Source organism: Dellaglioa sp. CoH-57-MRSF-21 (assembly GCF_056781915.1).
In genome coordinates, this window is record NZ_JBXAXU010000004.1 from 45,486 (window position 1) to 63,903 (window position 18,418).

Annotated in this window: 13 protein-coding genes; all 13 read right to left on the minus strand. The window is 29.5% G+C overall.

Annotated elements, in window-relative coordinates:
• Positions 1 to 41: 41 nt before the first annotated feature.
• Entirely contained in the window at positions 42 to 5,342 is a 5,301-nt protein-coding gene (locus tag AC1RPQ_RS05385; RefSeq protein WP_481761695.1) for a helicase HerA domain-containing protein, read from the minus strand.
• Positions 5,323 to 6,648, minus strand: coding sequence for a DNA phosphorothioation-dependent restriction protein DptG (gene dptG, locus AC1RPQ_RS05390; RefSeq protein WP_481761694.1), 1,326 nt, complete (start codon positions 6,646 to 6,648; stop codon positions 5,323 to 5,325). Before dptG ends, AC1RPQ_RS05385 begins: the two co-directional genes overlap by 20 nt.
• The gene (gene dptF / locus AC1RPQ_RS05395; protein ID WP_481761693.1) at positions 6,648 to 8,519 is read right to left on the minus strand and encodes a DNA phosphorothioation-dependent restriction protein DptF; all 1,872 of its coding nucleotides are present in this window, start codon (positions 8,517 to 8,519) and stop codon (positions 6,648 to 6,650) included. Before dptF ends, dptG begins: the two co-directional genes overlap by 1 nt.
• Before the next feature lie 142 nt (positions 8,520 to 8,661).
• Positions 8,662 to 9,012 carry a DUF1831 domain-containing protein gene (locus AC1RPQ_RS05400; RefSeq protein WP_481761692.1) on the minus strand — a complete coding sequence of 117 codons (351 nt, stop codon included), beginning with the start codon at positions 9,010 to 9,012 and terminating at the stop codon, positions 8,662 to 8,664.
• A gap of 13 nt (positions 9,013 to 9,025) precedes the next feature.
• Complete coding sequence (locus AC1RPQ_RS05405; RefSeq protein ID WP_481761691.1) at positions 9,026 to 10,174, minus strand: cysteine desulfurase family protein; 1,149 nt, start codon at positions 10,172 to 10,174, stop codon at positions 9,026 to 9,028.
• Positions 10,175 to 10,198: 24 nt separating this feature from the next.
• The gene (locus AC1RPQ_RS05410; protein ID WP_481761690.1) at positions 10,199 to 10,882 is read right to left on the minus strand and encodes a 5'-methylthioadenosine/adenosylhomocysteine nucleosidase; all 684 of its coding nucleotides are present in this window, start codon (positions 10,880 to 10,882) and stop codon (positions 10,199 to 10,201) included.
• A gap of 28 nt (positions 10,883 to 10,910) precedes the next feature.
• Positions 10,911 to 11,168: a DUF1328 domain-containing protein gene (locus tag AC1RPQ_RS05415; protein WP_481761689.1), complete on the minus strand. Its 258-nt coding sequence runs from the start codon at positions 11,166 to 11,168 to the stop codon at positions 10,911 to 10,913.
• Positions 11,161 to 11,721: an NUDIX domain-containing protein gene (locus AC1RPQ_RS05420; protein ID WP_481761688.1), complete on the minus strand. Its 561-nt coding sequence runs from the start codon at positions 11,719 to 11,721 to the stop codon at positions 11,161 to 11,163. The genes AC1RPQ_RS05415 and AC1RPQ_RS05420 overlap by 8 nt, the downstream gene beginning before the upstream one ends.
• Before the next feature lie 27 nt (positions 11,722 to 11,748).
• Positions 11,749 to 12,672, minus strand: a complete 924-nt coding sequence (locus AC1RPQ_RS05425) for an alpha/beta hydrolase (RefSeq protein ID WP_481761687.1) — start codon at positions 12,670 to 12,672, stop codon at positions 11,749 to 11,751.
• 82 nt (positions 12,673 to 12,754) lie between these two features.
• On the minus strand, positions 12,755 to 13,729 hold the full coding sequence (gene dapF / locus AC1RPQ_RS05430; protein ID WP_481761686.1) for a diaminopimelate epimerase: 975 nt from the start codon (positions 13,727 to 13,729) through the stop codon (positions 12,755 to 12,757).
• 118 nt (positions 13,730 to 13,847) lie between these two features.
• Positions 13,848 to 16,631 carry an isoleucine--tRNA ligase gene (gene ileS / locus AC1RPQ_RS05435; RefSeq protein ID WP_481761685.1) on the minus strand — a complete coding sequence of 928 codons (2,784 nt, stop codon included), beginning with the start codon at positions 16,629 to 16,631 and terminating at the stop codon, positions 13,848 to 13,850.
• A gap of 281 nt (positions 16,632 to 16,912) precedes the next feature.
• Positions 16,913 to 17,611 carry a DivIVA domain-containing protein gene (locus AC1RPQ_RS05440; protein WP_409022377.1) on the minus strand — a complete coding sequence of 233 codons (699 nt, stop codon included), beginning with the start codon at positions 17,609 to 17,611 and terminating at the stop codon, positions 16,913 to 16,915.
• Between the two features lie 19 nt (positions 17,612 to 17,630).
• Entirely contained in the window at positions 17,631 to 18,413 is a 783-nt protein-coding gene (locus tag AC1RPQ_RS05445) for a YlmH family RNA-binding protein (protein WP_481761684.1), read from the minus strand.
• Positions 18,414 to 18,418 lie beyond the last annotated feature (5 nt).

Here is an 18,418-nt window from a genome sequence, read left to right on the forward strand (position 1 = left end):
TATATACTAATACAACCCTAGTGTGTCATAATTTACTTTACTTAGTTTATACGATCATCAAATCCACTTATTTTAATAGATTCTATTCGTGATACCACTTGATTGGTACCATTAAGCATAGGCCCTTTAATAATACTTTCGCCTTTTTGTAAATTAGATAAAAGATATTGATATTGTTGATTACTGTCTTTATCTAAAGATAGCGTGTTCGCAATAAGTTTAACTTGGTCTTCCAATGGTAAAAAATTAACTTGCTCAGATGCATTATAGACACTACTGATATCACCCTTAATAGCTGATATAGATTGAGTTGCAAAAATTCCTGACCAACCGAATTTTCTTCCTTCTTTTAAAATTTTAACAGTTGGAGAGTTATCTTTAAAATTTAAATTTTGTATTTCATCAAGTACCACTGGAATTGGATTTTCTTCTGTATTTCCAATACTTTGAAGATAATTAAACAAATCCCAAAGTACAAATTCAGTAATAACTTTTTGTATATCATGTTGAAATCCTTTTAATTGAAAAATATGAATAGTTCCATCTTTATTTAAATATGACTCCCAGTTTTTGGAATCTTTAGTATAAGTGAAAGGATTTGAACTCAATAACATATCTAGTCTACCTACTATTTTTAACCCATCCTTGAATTCATCTTCGTCACTTAATATATTTTTTAAATGTAAAAAGGTAAATGATTTACCGTTTCTTGCATAACCATCACTTATTGCAGTTTTCAATGAATACCTTTGCTGAGTGCCTAACTCAAAAACGTTATCTAACATTTGAGATACTCGGTCTGCCATATCATTTACATCTTCAGTAATAAAGGTTCCACCACCATAATCTATTTCTTGAAGATTAAATGGATTTATAGGTAATTTATCCCCCGCTTTAACTAAGTGAAATTGAATTTTATTATCATGTCTCATTTTGCTAACAAAATTTTTATCCAATTGATTTTCCAAAAATCCATCAGTATAATCAACTACCAAACTATTAATATTTTTATTAGCCAACTCATACAGTAATGTTTGAACAAAGTAAGTCTTCCCCTGCCCAGACTTACCCGTAATAATCATGTGCCTATTTGAAAGCCCTGGATTTCCATACTCCCAATAAGCTTCATCAACACTACCTTTTTTAACGCCTAATTTAATTCTAGTTTTTTCAGAAAATGTATTTTCAGGATATTCTATTTCAAAATCAGAAAGTTCATTTATATTCGAATATTGACTTTGACTTTCATTTATACTATTTATAGATTTAATTTCGTTGTTATCTTCAAAATTTTTTTTATCCTTATTTTCACAATATTCATAAGCTGACTCTGTATCTAATTCTTTGTTTATAATAATATTTTTTCCTTTATCAGTATCGATAGTTTCTTGATAACTATCATCATGCAAAATATTTTTTAAAAGGCTTTCTTCCGGAAATCCCAATTTTCCACTTTTAATTTCTGAGATGATTTCATTTAATCCCTTACTTGCATAAATGTATGCGTCACCCTCAGGAAGTTTAATTTCAGTTATATTCTTACCGCCTAATTCCTTTCTAAGAATTCTCCGACTATCATTTCTATCACCAAATGAAACAATGAAAGCCTTGCCATAATATTCGTTTAATTCATTTGAAATTATAAAATCATTATTCAATAACTTATCATCATTATCTTGAATTTTTTTATATAGTTCTGCATTTATTAACTTGTTATTAAACATTTTTTTTAGATTAGCTAAATATATTGTCATAAAAAAATTACGGTAATATTCGGATTTAAATTTATTTTCATCCCTCAGCGCCTCATTTATTGTTTCTGCCGTATTAACCGCCTGCAACGTTGCCTTAGATATAACATCCGAATGGTTCTGTCCAACTTTAACTTCGACAGGAAACAAATGAATTTTTAAATTTTCTCCTACTTCAACACCCATGAATAACAGATCATCACTTGTAGCTCCTGTCATTCCTAGATTTTTTGCTGTAAATAATCCTTCTTTTTGGCTCATGCCAACCATTCCAGAAACTCTTAATATCTCTTCTAGCGATATGGGCACCCAAATAATATTCTCAGTTTCTAAAATACCCATTAATTCTTTATACGCCGAAATAATACTTAACTTTTCCCTCACTATATTGTGATTCGTTTTATCTCCGATAATTTTTAGAAGCCATTCTCCATTAATAATGTTAAATGATTTAATAATATTTAAACTTGTTTCTTTATTTTTAATTATAGTTTTGTCATATCTTTCTATCTTATCATTGATAATTAAACTATATTGTTCAATTTGGTTTGTAAAAGTTATTGACTCATAATTTGAAGTGTTACTTTGATCTGTATAATGAATAATATATAAATCATTACGTTCCGAAAAATAATCCAAACTGATATCTGGATCCAATAACGTTACCCAATTACTATTTTCCATAATATTCGTTAATATATCATCAAAATGACCATCTTCACTTTCAAAACTTGGAATGTTATTTACATTCGTAATTCCTGCTTGATAAACATTTGTTTCCGCATTGTTGGCTACACTAAATGCATTCCAATCATACATAAATTTGATCAATGGCCGATGTAAATATTTTGAATCCATATTTACACCGAATCCTTGTATAAACATTTTTTTATCAAGACTATATTTTTTACCACTTATTAGACCGCCTAAAGTATAATTCATTTCCAGCTTATCTGATTTAAAACTATTGGCATTACTCTCGACATCCATCTTATAAAATGAAACATGACTATATGGTTGTCTAACAAAATTATGATAAATATTAATCCGCGATTTTAATACTTTAATTACGTCTTCATTAGCATAATCATTAATTTTATCTCCCATAAATTTTTCAGAAAATAAATTTTCAAAATCAGCTGCCGTTATAATTTGATTAAATTGGTCATATATTGGATTAAGAATTTTTTTATCGTTATTTATATATAAATTAACAGGATGCATATTTTCTAATTTAAACCCTTGTTTAGTATTTTGAAGCTGTTTTAACATAAAATCAATCGTACTCTTTAATATTGTTTTATCATCGTTAATATTATGCATTGAAGCATTTAATGCATAATCAGAACTTACTTCAAAAAGATAATGAAAATGCTTATAAAAATCTAACATTCTAGAAGTAATAATATTTCTAGAAATCGCTGATATTTTTGATTTTTTAAATTCATTAAAGAATAACCATCTAGGCGAACTATCATCAAAATTTGATTTTAATAGTCCCCCATTTTTTGATATATATGGAACTAATCCACTTGGATTTAACGTTCGAATAAAATTTTCAGGTATAGATTGAAATTCTGTCCTTTTTAATAACTCTAGTTGATATTTAATCAATACTGGATGTAAAGGTGTATAAGCTATTTCCCCATCGATTTCTACTGTACCCATTTTATATAAATCTTTTAATTCCAATGTAAGTCTTTCTTCGGAGATTTGATTAATTACTTCATCAAAATCATCACAATATTTATTAAGAGCTTTCAATAATTCTTGATCAAAATAACTTAAACTTAAAATAGTATTTCTTTCTTTTAATAGCTTACAAATAAGAATATAGTCTATTCTTATTTGTTCAGGTATCTGAACTTCAATACTAGTGACAATTGAATCATCTATTTTTGCATACAATATTTGTTGTTTAATAATATCTACTTCATAATTCAACAACTTCTTATTTTCACTAAAGACATAATATTTTTCTGTACCATTAATTATTTTAGCCCCATCAAAAATTAAACTTTCATTAGCCTTACGCCTATTTTTTTCTATAAACAAACCACTTCTGGGAACCGGCTTCTGACTATTATCTAAAATTGAAAATGGTATTTCAATGCCTTCATTAACTAGCTTAAATTCATTCTCACTTTCATCTGAATCAATATTTTCAAAATTAATATTTACACCCACTTCATCTGAAATAGGAATTACATTATATTTAATCTGATCATAATCAACCTCATCAATAAAATCTGTACCACCAATTATATAATTTTTTTCGTATTCTAACTGAATCTCCATCTTAGATTTAGTTATTTTTACACGATAACTCGATAATATATTATTAAATATGTCTTGAGAAAATGGTAAATAAATTATTTGAAATGTATATTTCTGTGCCTTTGAATGTTCATATGAGGTCTTAATTCCATATATATCCATCACATTGAAGTCGTTTACAATAATTTTTAAATTATTACCATCTGCAGTAAATTCAGCAGATTTCCCATCAATTATATGGCTCTTACTTTTATTAATTCTTGATGCCTTCACAGAATCATCAAAAGGAAGTTTTATTATCAATTGATTATTTTCATGATTAATATTATTTTTAAATATTAAAATAAATCTGTTTTTGTACTTAACAGAATTTTTATTTTCACCATTTTCTCTACTTCGGTCATATATAATTAAATCAGGATTAACTTTATTTATTTTATCTGATTGATAAATAATTGTATCTTTTCTTAATTCTTTTAATTTTTCTTTTCCTCTTTTTATTTTTGAAAAATCGACATCCATCCAAATATCCTTTTCTTTCAACATACTCATTGATTCTAAATCTGCTTGCGTGTAGTTAACTATTTTATCTTCAACAGTATTATATTCTTGCCAACCACCAATCTTTTGAAAATCTTGCTTATTTTCTCTTAATCTTTTTTTAATATTATCAGCATCATACGTTTGTATTTGTGTATCATAAAAATAACCCATATTTTTATAGTCATCCGGAGTAATCTCTGATTTTTCTAAAATTGAAAAAATACTGGCAAAATCTAATAATGTTAAGTTCATTGAATCTTCCAAAATTATATTCTTTTTAAACTCTTCTAATACTACTTGGTTAGCGTCCGATAACCCGGACTTTTCTATTTCACTTTTTAAATCGTGTTTAATTTTATCAACAGAAAAAGGCCCATTTCCGTGACTAACATTCATGGCTCCACCCGATATACTGTCAAGAATTTCAGTACACACGATAAAAAGTGCCGTATTTCTCCATATGTCAGATTGTAAACTAACCCTATTTCTAAGTGTTACTAAAAAATCTGAGTTCATTTTATCTGTTGCTGCAACAAATAATATGTTAACACCATTTATATTTACCACTTTACCATGGAACTGCACGTCCTTTTGATCAATTACAAAATCTTCAGTAGAAATAATATCATTCATTTCAAATGCATTATAGAATCTAACAACTTCATTATTTTGATCTAAATTCAAATAATACCTGCTACCAGCACTAATATTTTGGGTTTTAAACCATTTAAATAACCGTTCGATTAAAAATTTATAATATTGGTTTGACATATTGTGCATCCCCGCTATCGCTTAATTTTTCAAGAATATTCATTTTTTCATATGTTTCTACTAATTTTCTTTTAGAAATATTATCTAATGAAATTCCTCTATTACTCATTTCGGTAATAACATCTTTAACAAGCATTTTTTCTGAACCAACTATACCCGCTGTAATCACCAATACAGTATCATCAGTCATGTTTAAAACATTTCCAAGTCTACCACGTCTTTTTACAAAATATTTTACTGCTATTGCTTCAAAAGATTTAGAAAATCTAGATTTAGTTTCGTCGGATAAATTTTTTGTTAATTTTAATTTTAAAAGTTTTATATTATCCTTTATATTATTTTCAGATGACATGCTTATATCATCCTCCAAAAACTCATTTAAAAATTCACTTAAATTATTTCTAAGTTCTATTGAATATTCAAAATTTATATCTGTTAACTGAAATAAACTATAAAATTTTTCACTAGGAACTAATAAATTTAAATAATCTAATAAATCAACGTTAACTAACAAATCAGTTGCGTTTTCTTTAACTTGAGCATAACCTCTATCATTTGTTGGTCTTGAACCTGATATTTTTTCCGTATCAAGTGCAAAAAAAATATTTTTTTTATTAAACTCATCGAAGGTTCCAATATTCATTATTATTTGACTAATTATGAAAAAATAATAGTAGCTAAAAAATGTATCAATATTTTTCATAAAAAATGTTGTATTTTTCATAAAATTGTTCAAATCATGATTAAAATAATCTAAGAATATACTTTGGTCACCAATTGAAACAAATTTTTCTTTTTTTATATTATTATTAGTTAGTTCATGTAAATTTTCTATAATAATTTTTTCATAAAGATTGTGCTCATCTTTTTTATTTATAAATTCAATCCACATATTATTTTTCTCTAGCTCAAGTGTATAATTTAAAAATGCTGCAATCTTTAATTCTCCACTTGAACTTTTTTTTTCGTTCGACTTTTTATACGCCAGCAACTTGGGAATATAAATTTCATCAAGTGCCGAATTAGAAAATAATTTTAAAAATTTATCTTTATTACCTATTTTAGATAAATCAAAATCATCACTTATATCCTTATCAAAGGATTTAGTATCCTTTGATATCTCACCTTTGTTAATGCTAATCCTTGCTAAATTACCTATAATTGGTGCAAATCCATTTTCAAATTTTGCTCTCTCTGGCTCACGGGTCATAAACGGTAATAATTGTCCTGATTTATGATGATTATTTTTTATCTTTCCTTTATCCATTTCCAAATGTTTTTTTAAATTTTCTAATTCAATAGACATTATATTTTCACCTCTGATACTTCATAATCAATCCCATTATTCTCTATTTTATATAGATATCCATCATTTATATTACCAACAATAACAGTTTCATTGTTATTAGTATTCAGTAATATGTTAAATACAAAATTGTTAAAATTCATTGCCTCTGACCGTTCAATATTAGAAATAACATATCCATTATGAATTTTTGTCAATAGCACATAATCTTCAAAATCTATTTTAACAAAATATTCAGCTTCATTACTTGTATCTTTAAAACACATATTAATTTCAAACTTGTTAATTTCAAAATCTACATAGTTTAATCTTAATGGCACTGCAACTCTAGTTTTTAAACTCAAATTATTTATAAACGCGAATCCTTTTACAGTTTGACCGTTCCACCGTAATACATTGCTTTGTATCAATTTTGCCAACTCTTTAATTTGTCTTACATTTTTTGAAAGAATACTTAGAAAAGAAAAATAATTTTCATTATCAAATAACTCATTTTGATAATCTAATAAAAATTGAACTCTAAGAAATGTGTTAACTCGAATTTTATGTCTATCCGTATCTAATTTACCAACAGATTCTATAACTTTTTGAATTGCTCTTTCATTATCTTCAATTTTATCTTCAATTTTATCAACATACTCATCATCATAGTTGTATACCTCAACATTAAATTCATCAATTTTTTTATTTGAATTTCGTGATGGATCAAGAAAATAAATAGCTTTTAATATCTCAGACTTATTTTGGCTTTCAAATAATAAATAAGGTAAATATGATGTGTAATTACTTTTAATTTCCTTTGCTGGTATAATAATATCGTGAATAAAGTTCAATACATCTCGAGTGGAGATGATTATACCATTAGAAACTTGAATTCTTATCAATAAATATTTAATTGCTTCTTGGACTTTCTTATTTAAGAACAGCTCATAATTAATATGTTCAACTTTATCATAGCCATTTTCTAAATCATTTCTGTAAGCATTATAAAATGGATTATTTTCTTCTTTTAAACATATTTTTTTAAAAATTTGATCATAATATAAGCTGTTCACACCCGTCTCATCAATTTCAAAGTTTGCATTATTAAAAAATGAAATCACTGATACTTTTTTATCTTCTATATTTTCCTGATTATTTTTTTCTATATTACTCAATGCAATTGTAATTTCACTTAATGTCGAATCTGACTTTATTTTATGAAGTAATCTCTTAACTACCCCTAAATTAATAGCAATAATAACATGTTTATAACCTTCAATTTCATTCTTATTCTTTGTGAGAATATCCATTAACGAATCAATAGATGATAAATTAGGATTAATGCTTTCCGTTGCATCATTATGTATATATACTTTATTTTTTTTAAAAATATCAAAATATTGATTATTCATGTAAGATAATAGATGCGATTTTCCATCTCCTACATTTCCTACAATAAAAGTTAAAGAACTTTTTTCTCTCTGTATTTTATTAAGAATTATCTTCTCTAACCTATGTTGTATTTCTCGTTCTACGTGCATATATTCATTAAAAGCACTAAAATCACTTGCATCAATTACAGAATCTTTTGCTTCAAATGATAATTTTTTTAACATCTGTGCCAGAGCAGATTCTGTTATATTTTTATCTTTCTTAAATACATCAAAATATTGGTGTATTTCTTCTAACTTATTTATGTCATGAGTAATTGCAACTATTCTAAGTTTTTCAAAATCAATATCTGAAATTAACTTCTTACTTCTTAATTTCAATCCCAAACTATACAAATCATCTAACGAGAATTCTACCTTAGACCCTTCAAAAGATACTTCAAATTTTTTAATCAATATTTTATATAATGATTCTGCTTTCATCAAATATAAATCCATTATTTCATCTCCTATTGAATATAGTGAATACGCTTTATTATACCTTTTCAATCTAAAAACGTACATACAAAAACATCCTTATAATACTTCATAGTTAATATACCCTTATAAAATACTATTAATAATAATAAAAAAGGTATTGTCATTTTGACAATACCTTTTTCAAAACATCCCTATCAATTAATTGACCAATCACATAATCAAATTGTTCAGTTTCAGCTTTTTTATCTTCACCATGAAATATATTAACTGCTTTAAGTCCATTAGCAGTCGTCGTTGACATTTTAAATCCAGTTAATGACTTATCAACGATAACTTTAACTTTAATGCCCTTATTGAAAGGTGAATTAGGATCTAAAGATCTCTCCAATTGAAAATTACCTGCTTTAGTTTCTGCAAATCCTAAATCTCTTAACGTATATTTTTTTACATCAGAACTCAATTCATAAGTTACTGTATCTCCTAAAAGTTGAATACTTTTTTCAAATGCCATTATTAAATTCCCCCTATTTTTTCAATCTACCAACTATTCTAACTAATTGTACTATAAAAGTATCTATCTCTTCAGCTGTATTATCTTTTCCAAAACTCAATCGAATAGATTCTGTGACTCTCGGACTCTTTTCACCGTACATAGCCATTAATACATGTGAAGGTTCGAGATTACCAGCAGTACATGCAGAGCCACCAGAAACAGCAATACCTGCCAAATCTAACCGGGTCTGTAATACTTCAGTTTGAATACCTTTTATCCAAATATTAAAGACATGTTGTAAGTTATCATCTGAGAGTGTCCCATTAATTTCAAAATCAATATGGTTATCATCTAATCCCGCTATAATTTGCTTTTTGAAGCCTTGATACTTTAATTGTCGTACTTGTTTTTCATCATCTGAGATTAAAGAAACAGCTTTAGCAAAACCTGCAATTGCTGGTATGTTTTCTGTCCCTGCTCGTCTCTTGTCTTCTTGCTCCCCACCTTTAATAAAGGGAGGGAAAAATATAGATTCTCTTCTATAGAGAAAGCCTAAAAATTTAGGCCCATTCAATTTATGGGCTGATGTTGATAACATATCTATATGATCCTCATTAACATCTATATCCAGTAGTCCATAAGCTTGAACAGCATCCGTATGGAACCAAGCTTGATGATCCTTTAAAATCTCACCAACTTCATGAATTGGCATATGACTTCCCGTCTCATTGTTACCCATCATGATTGAAACAAGAATTGTATCATCTCTTAAAGCCTCTTTAAAATCGACTATATTGATAACACCATCTTCATTAACTGGTAAATAAGTAACTTCAAATCCAATTGATTCTAAATATTTCATTGTTTTTAAAATAGCCTGGTGCTCTACTGCTGTTGTGATTAAATGCTTACCTAATGTTTTTCTCTGAATAGCTGTTTGCATAATAGCCATATTATCACTCTCAGTACCACCACTTGTAAAGATGATTTCTGATTCTTTTGCATGAATACTATTTGCAATAATTTGTCGACTATCATCAAGCACCATTCGTGCTGAACGTCCAAATTGATGTGTACTTGAGGCATTCCCGAAGGTGCTCTTCATCATATCTGTCATCACTTCAACGACTTCATTTGCCATTGGTGTGGTTGCTGCGTTATCTAAGTATATTCCTGACATTAATTTAGTTTATCTCCTTTTAATTTAGCTTAATAATGATAGAATCATTCGTGCTGATTTTTGACCAGCTTCAATAATAAAATCATCAAATGTTTGTCCAGCTTCTTCATCGCCAACATCTGACATCGCTCTAACAATAGTGAATGGAATACCAAATTGGTGTGCTGCCTGACCAACTGCGGCACTTTCCATTTCACTACAAAGAGCATCAGGAAAATGATTAAGTATGACATCTGTCTGAGCTTGACTTGCTATAAATTGATCACCAGATACAATTAGTCCTGGTTTTATACTTAAATCATTTTCTTGAGCCGCTTTTTTAATTGCATCGTTTAAATTTGTATCTGCCAAGTATTTAGTTGGTTGTTGGGGTAATTGACCAATTTCATATCCAAAAGCTGTTGCATCAACATCATGATAGGCAACTTCTGTGGCTAAGACCACATCTCCAATTTTAAGTCCATTACCAATACCACCAGCTGAACCAGAATTAATAACGGCTGTTACTCCAAATTCTGCAATTAAAAGGGCTGTTGTCATCCCTGCTTGTACCTTACCAATACCAGATCTAACCAAAACAACTTCTTTTCCATTAATTTGGCCTGTATAAAATGAAATCCCGCCAATTTCTTTGTCTTTTCTATTCTCTAGATGACTTCTAAGCGAAAGAATTTCTTCCTCCATTGCACATAAAATACCGTAAATCATGTTGTTACCCTCCATTTTTTATTAATATCTAAGGTAATAAGAATAAAGCTAAAAATACAATTACAATTGCAATAACTAAAAATACAATTGTCCAATTCAAAAATTGGTTTAATTTACTTTTTTTATTTGTTTTTTCTGGTTGTTCTGAAGATGAGCTTCTTGTTGGATGTTCATCTTGGTATTCCTTTTCAACTCGTTGACGTTCTTTTTGTCGAAATTCAGGATCATTCTTTAATTCTTGTAATCTCTGATATTCACTTCTCGATAACTTTTTTTCATCATCCATGTAATTCACCTTTTAATCGTTCAATTTCCCAATGATTAACCGCTAAAATAGTTTTAACATCAGTTATTTCACCAGATTTAATTTTAGCTTGAACCTCATTAAACGTCAATTCGACTACATTTAAAAATTCATCAATATCCTGAGGTAACTCGTTATCTACATTTTCTAATCCAGTCGCATAGAATAGCGTTAAATATTCGTCCGCAAATCCTAATGCTGAATGAAACCCATATATTTCAGCTAAATGTTTAGCTTCATAGCGTGTTTCTTCATTCAGTTCACGTGTTGCAGTCTCGATTAAATTATGATCATCGCCATCAATTTTACCGGCCGGAATTTCTAATGATGTCTTCCTAATAGGTGCTCTCCACTGGTTAACTAGAACAATTTTTTCTTCATCCGTTATTGCTAATATACCTACAGCACCATGATGATGTACGATTTCTCTATTTGATTGTTCACCATTTGGTAGTTTAACCGTCTCATTAACAACTTCTATAACATGTCCTTTGAATATTAATTCTTCTGATAAAACTTTTTCTTCTAAATTCATTTAATTAACCTCGTTATTTTACTTTTCCTAGTTAAAATATTGTTTTAAAAAATGAGTTACTTTCTTTTCATACTCAACTTTATCTTTTGTAAATGACGTAGCATGTTTAGCACCATGTGCAATGAAAATTTCTTTAGGTCCTCTTGTCGCAGCATAATTTTGATAAATCATCTCAGTCGGAACAAATTTATCGTCACTACCATGAATAAATAACACAGGTAACTTATTATGATTTAATTGCTTAATTGAACTTGCTTCATAAAATGAGTAACCTGCTTTAACTTTTGATATCAGACTAGCAATAGGGATAATAGGGATTTTAGGTAACTTATACATCTGTTTCAACTGATAAGTTAACTCATCAGCCACACTTGTATAGCCACAGTCTTCAATAATTGCCTTAACTTGTGAAGGCAATTTTTTCTCTCCACTCAACATCATAACCGTTGCGCCACCCATACTAACACCGAATAGAGTAATTTTTGAATCTGTACCTTTATATTTAATTACTTTATCAAGCCACTGTAAATTATCTTTTCTCTCTAACCAACCATAACCAATATAATCACCTTGACTTTGGCCATGTGCTCTTGCATCTGGTGCAAGAACATTATAGCCTTTGTCATGATAAAAATGAATAAAGCGGACCATTTCTTCTTTCTTTCCCATAAATCCATGAGCAACAAATATTGTTTTATTAGTTTTACTTTCTGCAGGAACATAAATTGCTTTAAGCTTTAAATTATCTTCAGATTTGATCTGCCAATTTAATTTTTTAACTTGTTTTAACCAAGTGTATTCTTTCTTTAACTCAGCACTTTTAGGTTCTGAATTAATAAATTCCTTATTGGTTGGTGTCTCCGCATATTCAAATAAATAATAACTAATGCCAAAAATAACAAAGCCAATTATTATCAGCATTAAACAAATTCCAATGATCCATTTTTTCATTAAATTTCCTCAAGCGTTTCCCTTTATTTTAAATTAAAAAAAGGATAAAAGACAGTCATTTATGTCTTTTACCCCCATAAAATTACATAATACTTAATATAAACTTTAAATAAGCATCCTGTTCATTAGTTGATATCCATTTGGCCTTAGAAAAATCACCATTCAGAGCATCAGCTAACTCAATTGTTATATTCGCAACATTAGTTGCATTACCAATTAGAGACATCCAGTAATTGCCACTCTCATCTTGATGCACAACAGTTTTAACCATACCACCAGGATTTTTTACATTAATTTCAGTTCCAAATGGCACTTTACCTTCACTTAACAGAACAAACATTAAACTTGAAGCAGACATTGCTGTTCCACACGCATTAGTAAACCCAACTCCGCGTTCATAAGTTCTAACAAAAATTGATTTATTATCTAATTTTTCAACAAAACTAACGTTAACACCATCTGGAAAATACGGATTTTCACCGTTTAAATAAGTTGCAATTCTTTCAAGTTCCGGTCCTTGTAACGTTGTATGATCAACAAAAGTAATTAAATGCGGATTTGGTACCGAGACAGCTGAAAACTTTAACGTTTGTGAAAATTCAGGAATAATTTCATCTACCAATGTTTGTCTTTGTAAAAACATTGGTAACGTTTGTGACTCAAAACTAACAGGTGAAATTTCGACATTGTAAGCTGCAACGCCTGCCTGAAGATTTGGTGCTTTCTTAACATCTAAATCAGCATGCATTGTCTCAACTTTAAATTCTGTTTGTCCAAATTTAGTTTCTAAATAGCGCCCAACAGTTCTTAAACCGTTTCCACACATACTAGCCTCTGTACCATCAGCATTGATGACTCTCATTTGACCTAGAACACCATTATGACTTGATTTATCAACGACTAAAATGCCATCTGAGCCACCGTGTAATCCAGATTCTCGATCACACATTTGAATTGCTAAATTCTTTAATTTTTCATCTGATAATGCTGTCTCTAATTTAGTTTGATCTAAAAGAAAAAAATCGTTTTCTGATCCATGTACTTTTACTAATTCCACATTGAACACCTGCTCTCACTATAATTGTATACCTTACATATTACGCTATATTTTTAGGATTGTAATCAATTTGACTCAAAAAAAGGAATAACTCTACGTTATTCCTTTTTTGAAATATTTAATTTTCAAAACCTTCTGTAACTGCCTCTGGATAACCTTGTTCAACAATCGTTGCACAACGATGACAGAGCGTTGGTAACGCAGTATCCTCCCCAACATCAGTCTTAACCATACGACATCTTTGACAAACTTCACCGTTAGCTACTTCAACTTTAACAGCTAAGTTATCAAAATTAGTTGCATCTTCTGGAACATCATCAATAGATAAAATTTCTAAATCAGAAACAATCAATTGTTGACGGATATCCGTATCAAGTACGTTAAGTAATTCTTTATCAGAATCATTCACATATAAAATAACTTTTGCTTCAAATGATTTCCCAATTAATTTTGCATCACGCGCATCTTCCAAAGCCTTTAAGACATATGAACGAATTTTCATGAATGCTTGCCAATTTTCAACAATTTTAATTTCACCATCAAAATGGGCAACTTCTGGCATTTCACTTAATTGAACATATTCTTCTGGTTCTTTCAAATAGTCCCAAACTTCTTCAGTTGTATGTGGCAAGATAGGTGTTAATAACTTAGCCATTGTTGTTACAATCTGGTATAGAACAGTTTGCATTGAGCGTCTTTCAAAACTATCTTCAGCTTCAATATAAACGATATCTTTTGCAATATCTAAATAGAATGCTGATAAGTCATTTGAAATAAATGTAATCACTTTTTTGTAAATTGCTAAGAAATCATATTCAGCATAATCATCCAAAACCTCTTTTGAAAATGTATTTAATTTAATTAACATATACTTATCTGCTGATGCCAATTCATCAAATGCAATTGCATTTTCATTTGGATCAAAGTCAGTTGTATTAGCCAAAATAAATTTAAATGTATTTCTAATCTTACGATATGTTTCAGAGACTTGTTTTAAAATATCCATTGAAACAGCGATATCAGAAGATGTATCTGCTGATGCTGTCCATAATCGGATAATCTCAGCTCCTGATTGTTTAATAACTTTACTTGGTAAAATGATATTCCCAAGCGATTTACTCATCTTATGTCCTTTATCATCAAGTACAAATCCTTGTGACATCAACTGTTTGTATGGTGCAATTCCATTAGTTGCAACGGATGTAATAACACTTGAATTAAACCATCCACGATATTGATCTGAACCTTCCATATATAGATCTGCAGGATACGTTAAATTATCACGTTTACCTAGCACTCCACGATGTGAAGAACCTGAATCAAACCAAACATCCATGATATCTTCTTCTTTTGTAAATTCACCATTAGGACTATGTTCACTTGTAAATCCTTCAGGAAGTAGTGCTTTAGCATCATTTTTGAACCAAATATTTGATCCATTTTTTTCAAACAATTGAGCAACATGTTCAATTGTTTCTGGTGTAATGATAGGTGTCCCATCTTCTGCATAGAAGATAGGTAATGGAACGCCCCAAGCACGTTGACGTGAAATCACCCAATCGCCACGATCTCTAATCATATTGTAAAGACGAACCTTACCCCATTCGTTTTTAAAATCAACTTTTTCAATTTCTTTTAATATATCATCGCGGAACATCTCTACTGATGCAAACCATTGTGCCGTTGCACGGAAAACAACAGGTTTTTTTGTACGCCAATCATGTGGATAACTATGCGTAAAGAATGAAAGTTTAAGTAAATGACCATTCTCTTTCAATTCATCAGTTACTAATGGATTAGCTTTATCATAAAATATCCCTTCAAATCCAGGCGCATCTTCATTCATGACACCTTTTTCATCTAAAACAGATACAACGGGTAATTTATACTTTTGTCCAGCAATAAAATCATCTTCACCATGTCCTGGAGCAGTATGAACAAGTCCTGTACCAGAATCTAAAGTAACATGGTAACCTAGAATAACTAATGATGTACGATCATATAATGGATGTTGCACTGTCATATATTCCATATCGCGACCAGAAAATTCTTTTAATACTTCAACATTTTCCCAATCAAATTCTTCTTTTAAAATATTTAAACGTTCTTCAGCGACAACATATTTTTTCCCATCAGCATTAATTTGGATATATTTATAATCAGGATGTACAGCGACACCATAATTAGCTGGAATTGTCCATGGTGTTGTTGTCCAGATAATCATTTTTGTATCTGTATCTAAAATATCTTTCCCATCAACTACATCAAATGTAATATACATTGATGGTGATTTAATATCGTGGTATTCAATCTCTGCTTCAGCTAATGCTGATTCAGACGATGGTGACCAATAAATTGGTTTTTTACCTTTATAGATGTAACCTTTTTCAGCCATTTCACCAAACATTCTGATTTCTTCAGCTTCAAATTCAGGTTGTAAAGTCATGTATGGGCTATCCCATTCAGCTGCAACGCCTAAACGTTTAAAATCTTCGCGTTGCAAATTAACTTGCTCCAAAGCATATTTTTCACATAATTCACGAAAATCAGCTTTTGACATGGTTTTACGATCAACACCTTGTTTAACCAATTGTTGTTCAATAGGAAGGCCATGAGTATCCCAGCCAGGAACAAAAGGTGATCTGAAGCCCATCATTGATTTTGAACGAACGATAATATCCTTCGTAATCTTATTTAAAGCATGTCCCATATGGATATTACCATTAGCGTATGGAGGTCCATCATGTAAAATGAAACTTGGTTTCTTTTCATTTAACTTTTGTCTTAGTTCATAAACACCGTTTTGTCTCCATGCATCTTCACGCTCTGCTTCTTTAACTGGTAAATTTCCACGCATTGGAAATTCTGTCTTACCTAAGTTTAAGGTTTCTTTCATTTTCATATTATAAACTCCTTTTAAAAGTTATTTTATTTCATTATACACAAAAAGACTCCGTTACAAGGGACGAAGTCTTCGTGTTACCACCCAAATTTAGAAACTTAACATTATATAACGTTAAATTTCACTCAATCATCGTGATAACGGAGATGAAGCCGATTAAACTTACTTGATCATTTCAGTTTAATGAAATCGTTGAGATGATAAATTATATAATACTTATTATCGACCTTCCACTATCATCGACTCGCTAAAAATGTATCATATAATTGTTATTCTCAAATTTATTTATTATCTGGGAAAATGACCATTGTATCTTGATCATTTTGCTCAGAATCTTCATTTGCATCTGATTCAGCAATAATTTCTGTAACAACAATATCGTCATTATTATTAACTGATTCTTTTATTTCTTTGGCTTCACGTTTTTCTTTGTCTTCTTCACGTTTTAAAACGTCTTGAATTTCAGAATATGTGCTTGTCTCGCCTTGTTTTAAAATTTCGTCCCAATCAGAACTTTTAACAACTTCTAATTGTGATTCCATCATAACTTTTAAACGTTGACGGAAAATACGTGCTTGTTTCTTCAAGTCATCAGTCTCAACAGCTAATTTTTTAGCTTTTTCTGAAGCCATATCAATAATATGTTTAGCTTTTTCATTCGCTTCATCAATAATATCATGACCTTGCTTTTGTGATTCTTTATTAATAATTTCAGATTCACGCTTAGCATTAACCTTAACGCGATCAGCAGCTTCTTGAGCAACAATAATTGATTGATTTAAAGAATCTTTTAAATCATTAAAGTATTCTAACTTTTCATTACTAGTTTTAACTTCTTCAGTTAAATTTTCATTTTCTTTTAACGTTATTTCATAATCTTTAATAATTTTATCTAGAAAATCATTAACCTGGTCTTGATCATAGCCTCGTAATTTTACGTTAAATTCTTTATTATGAATATCTAATGGACTTAAAGTCATTTTGCACGTCCTTCAAAATTTATTTTTTTAATATTGATAACTCTAATTTATATTTATCTTTTCTAGTCATACCTGCAATAAAATCTAACTTGATTCGTCCAAAACCACGAATTGACAAAACATCAAACTCTGCTAATTCATAATCAGGCTTATTAATAACTTGCCAATTTAAACTAACTTTTTCAGAATTAACTAAATTTTTGGCGTTTTGTCGAGACATATTATAAACAGCTGATATGACTGAATCGATTCGTAACGATGAAACTAATTCATTTTGCGATTGCCACTCATCTGTGACACTCACCGTTTGTGAAAAAGGAATCTCTTCAAGTGATACCTTAATTTTACCAATACGATCAACTTGACTAATCAAATAATTAGCCATCTTTTTTTCAACAACAACCTGCCATTGCTGACCATCTGTTAAAATATCACCAAGTACTTCTCTATCTAATCCCGCATTAGCCAAAGTTCCCAAAATTTGTCCATGTTTTAAGGTAGCAAATTTTATTGGATACTTAATTTCAATAAGTTGTAAATCAAAATCACTATCTTGAACATCGAAATACGCTGGATAAAAAAGTAATCTTTTTCGTTCAGCTTCTTTCGTGCCACCAAATAATTTTAAACTAATTTCGTCATTTTGGCCTAATAGATAGGTCGCAATATGTGCCTCTCTAGGATTTAAAAAATGAGTTAGAACTGCCCTGTACTCTGATTTAGCTTGCTCGATATAATCTGACAATGTATCAATAATTTCTTTTTCGTCGGACCTGAAATGTTGGTAAATTGTATCATTCATATATC

What these genes read in the sequence shown, in the direction of transcription:
- AC1RPQ_RS05385 (WP_481761695.1), bottom strand. Translation starts at nt 5,342, where the DNA reads ATGTCAAACCAATATTATAAATTTTTAATCGAACGGTTATTTAAATGG.
- dptG (WP_481761694.1), bottom strand. Translation starts at nt 6,648, where the DNA reads ATGTCTATTGAATTAGAAAATTTAAAAAAACATTTGGAAATGGATAAA.
- dptF (WP_481761693.1), bottom strand. Translation starts at nt 8,519, where the DNA reads ATGGATTTATATTTGATGAAAGCAGAATCATTATATAAAATATTGATT.
- AC1RPQ_RS05400 (WP_481761692.1), bottom strand. Translation starts at nt 9,012, where the DNA reads ATGGCATTTGAAAAAAGTATTCAACTTTTAGGAGATACAGTAACTTAT.
- AC1RPQ_RS05405 (WP_481761691.1), bottom strand. Translation starts at nt 10,174, where the DNA reads ATGTCAGGAATATACTTAGATAACGCAGCAACCACACCAATGGCAAAT.
- AC1RPQ_RS05410 (WP_481761690.1), bottom strand. Translation starts at nt 10,882, where the DNA reads ATGATTTACGGTATTTTATGTGCAATGGAGGAAGAAATTCTTTCGCTT.
- AC1RPQ_RS05415 (WP_481761689.1), bottom strand. Translation starts at nt 11,168, where the DNA reads ATGGATGATGAAAAAAAGTTATCGAGAAGTGAATATCAGAGATTACAA.
- AC1RPQ_RS05420 (WP_481761688.1), bottom strand. Translation starts at nt 11,721, where the DNA reads ATGAATTTAGAAGAAAAAGTTTTATCAGAAGAATTAATATTCAAAGGA.
- AC1RPQ_RS05425 (WP_481761687.1), bottom strand. Translation starts at nt 12,672, where the DNA reads ATGAAAAAATGGATCATTGGAATTTGTTTAATGCTGATAATAATTGGC.
- ileS (WP_481761685.1), bottom strand. Translation starts at nt 16,631, where the DNA reads ATGAAAATGAAAGAAACCTTAAACTTAGGTAAGACAGAATTTCCAATG.
- AC1RPQ_RS05440 (WP_409022377.1), bottom strand. Translation starts at nt 17,611, where the DNA reads ATGACTTTAAGTCCATTAGATATTCATAATAAAGAATTTAACGTAAAA.
- AC1RPQ_RS05445 (WP_481761684.1), bottom strand. Translation starts at nt 18,413, where the DNA reads ATGAATGATACAATTTACCAACATTTCAGGTCCGACGAAAAAGAAATT.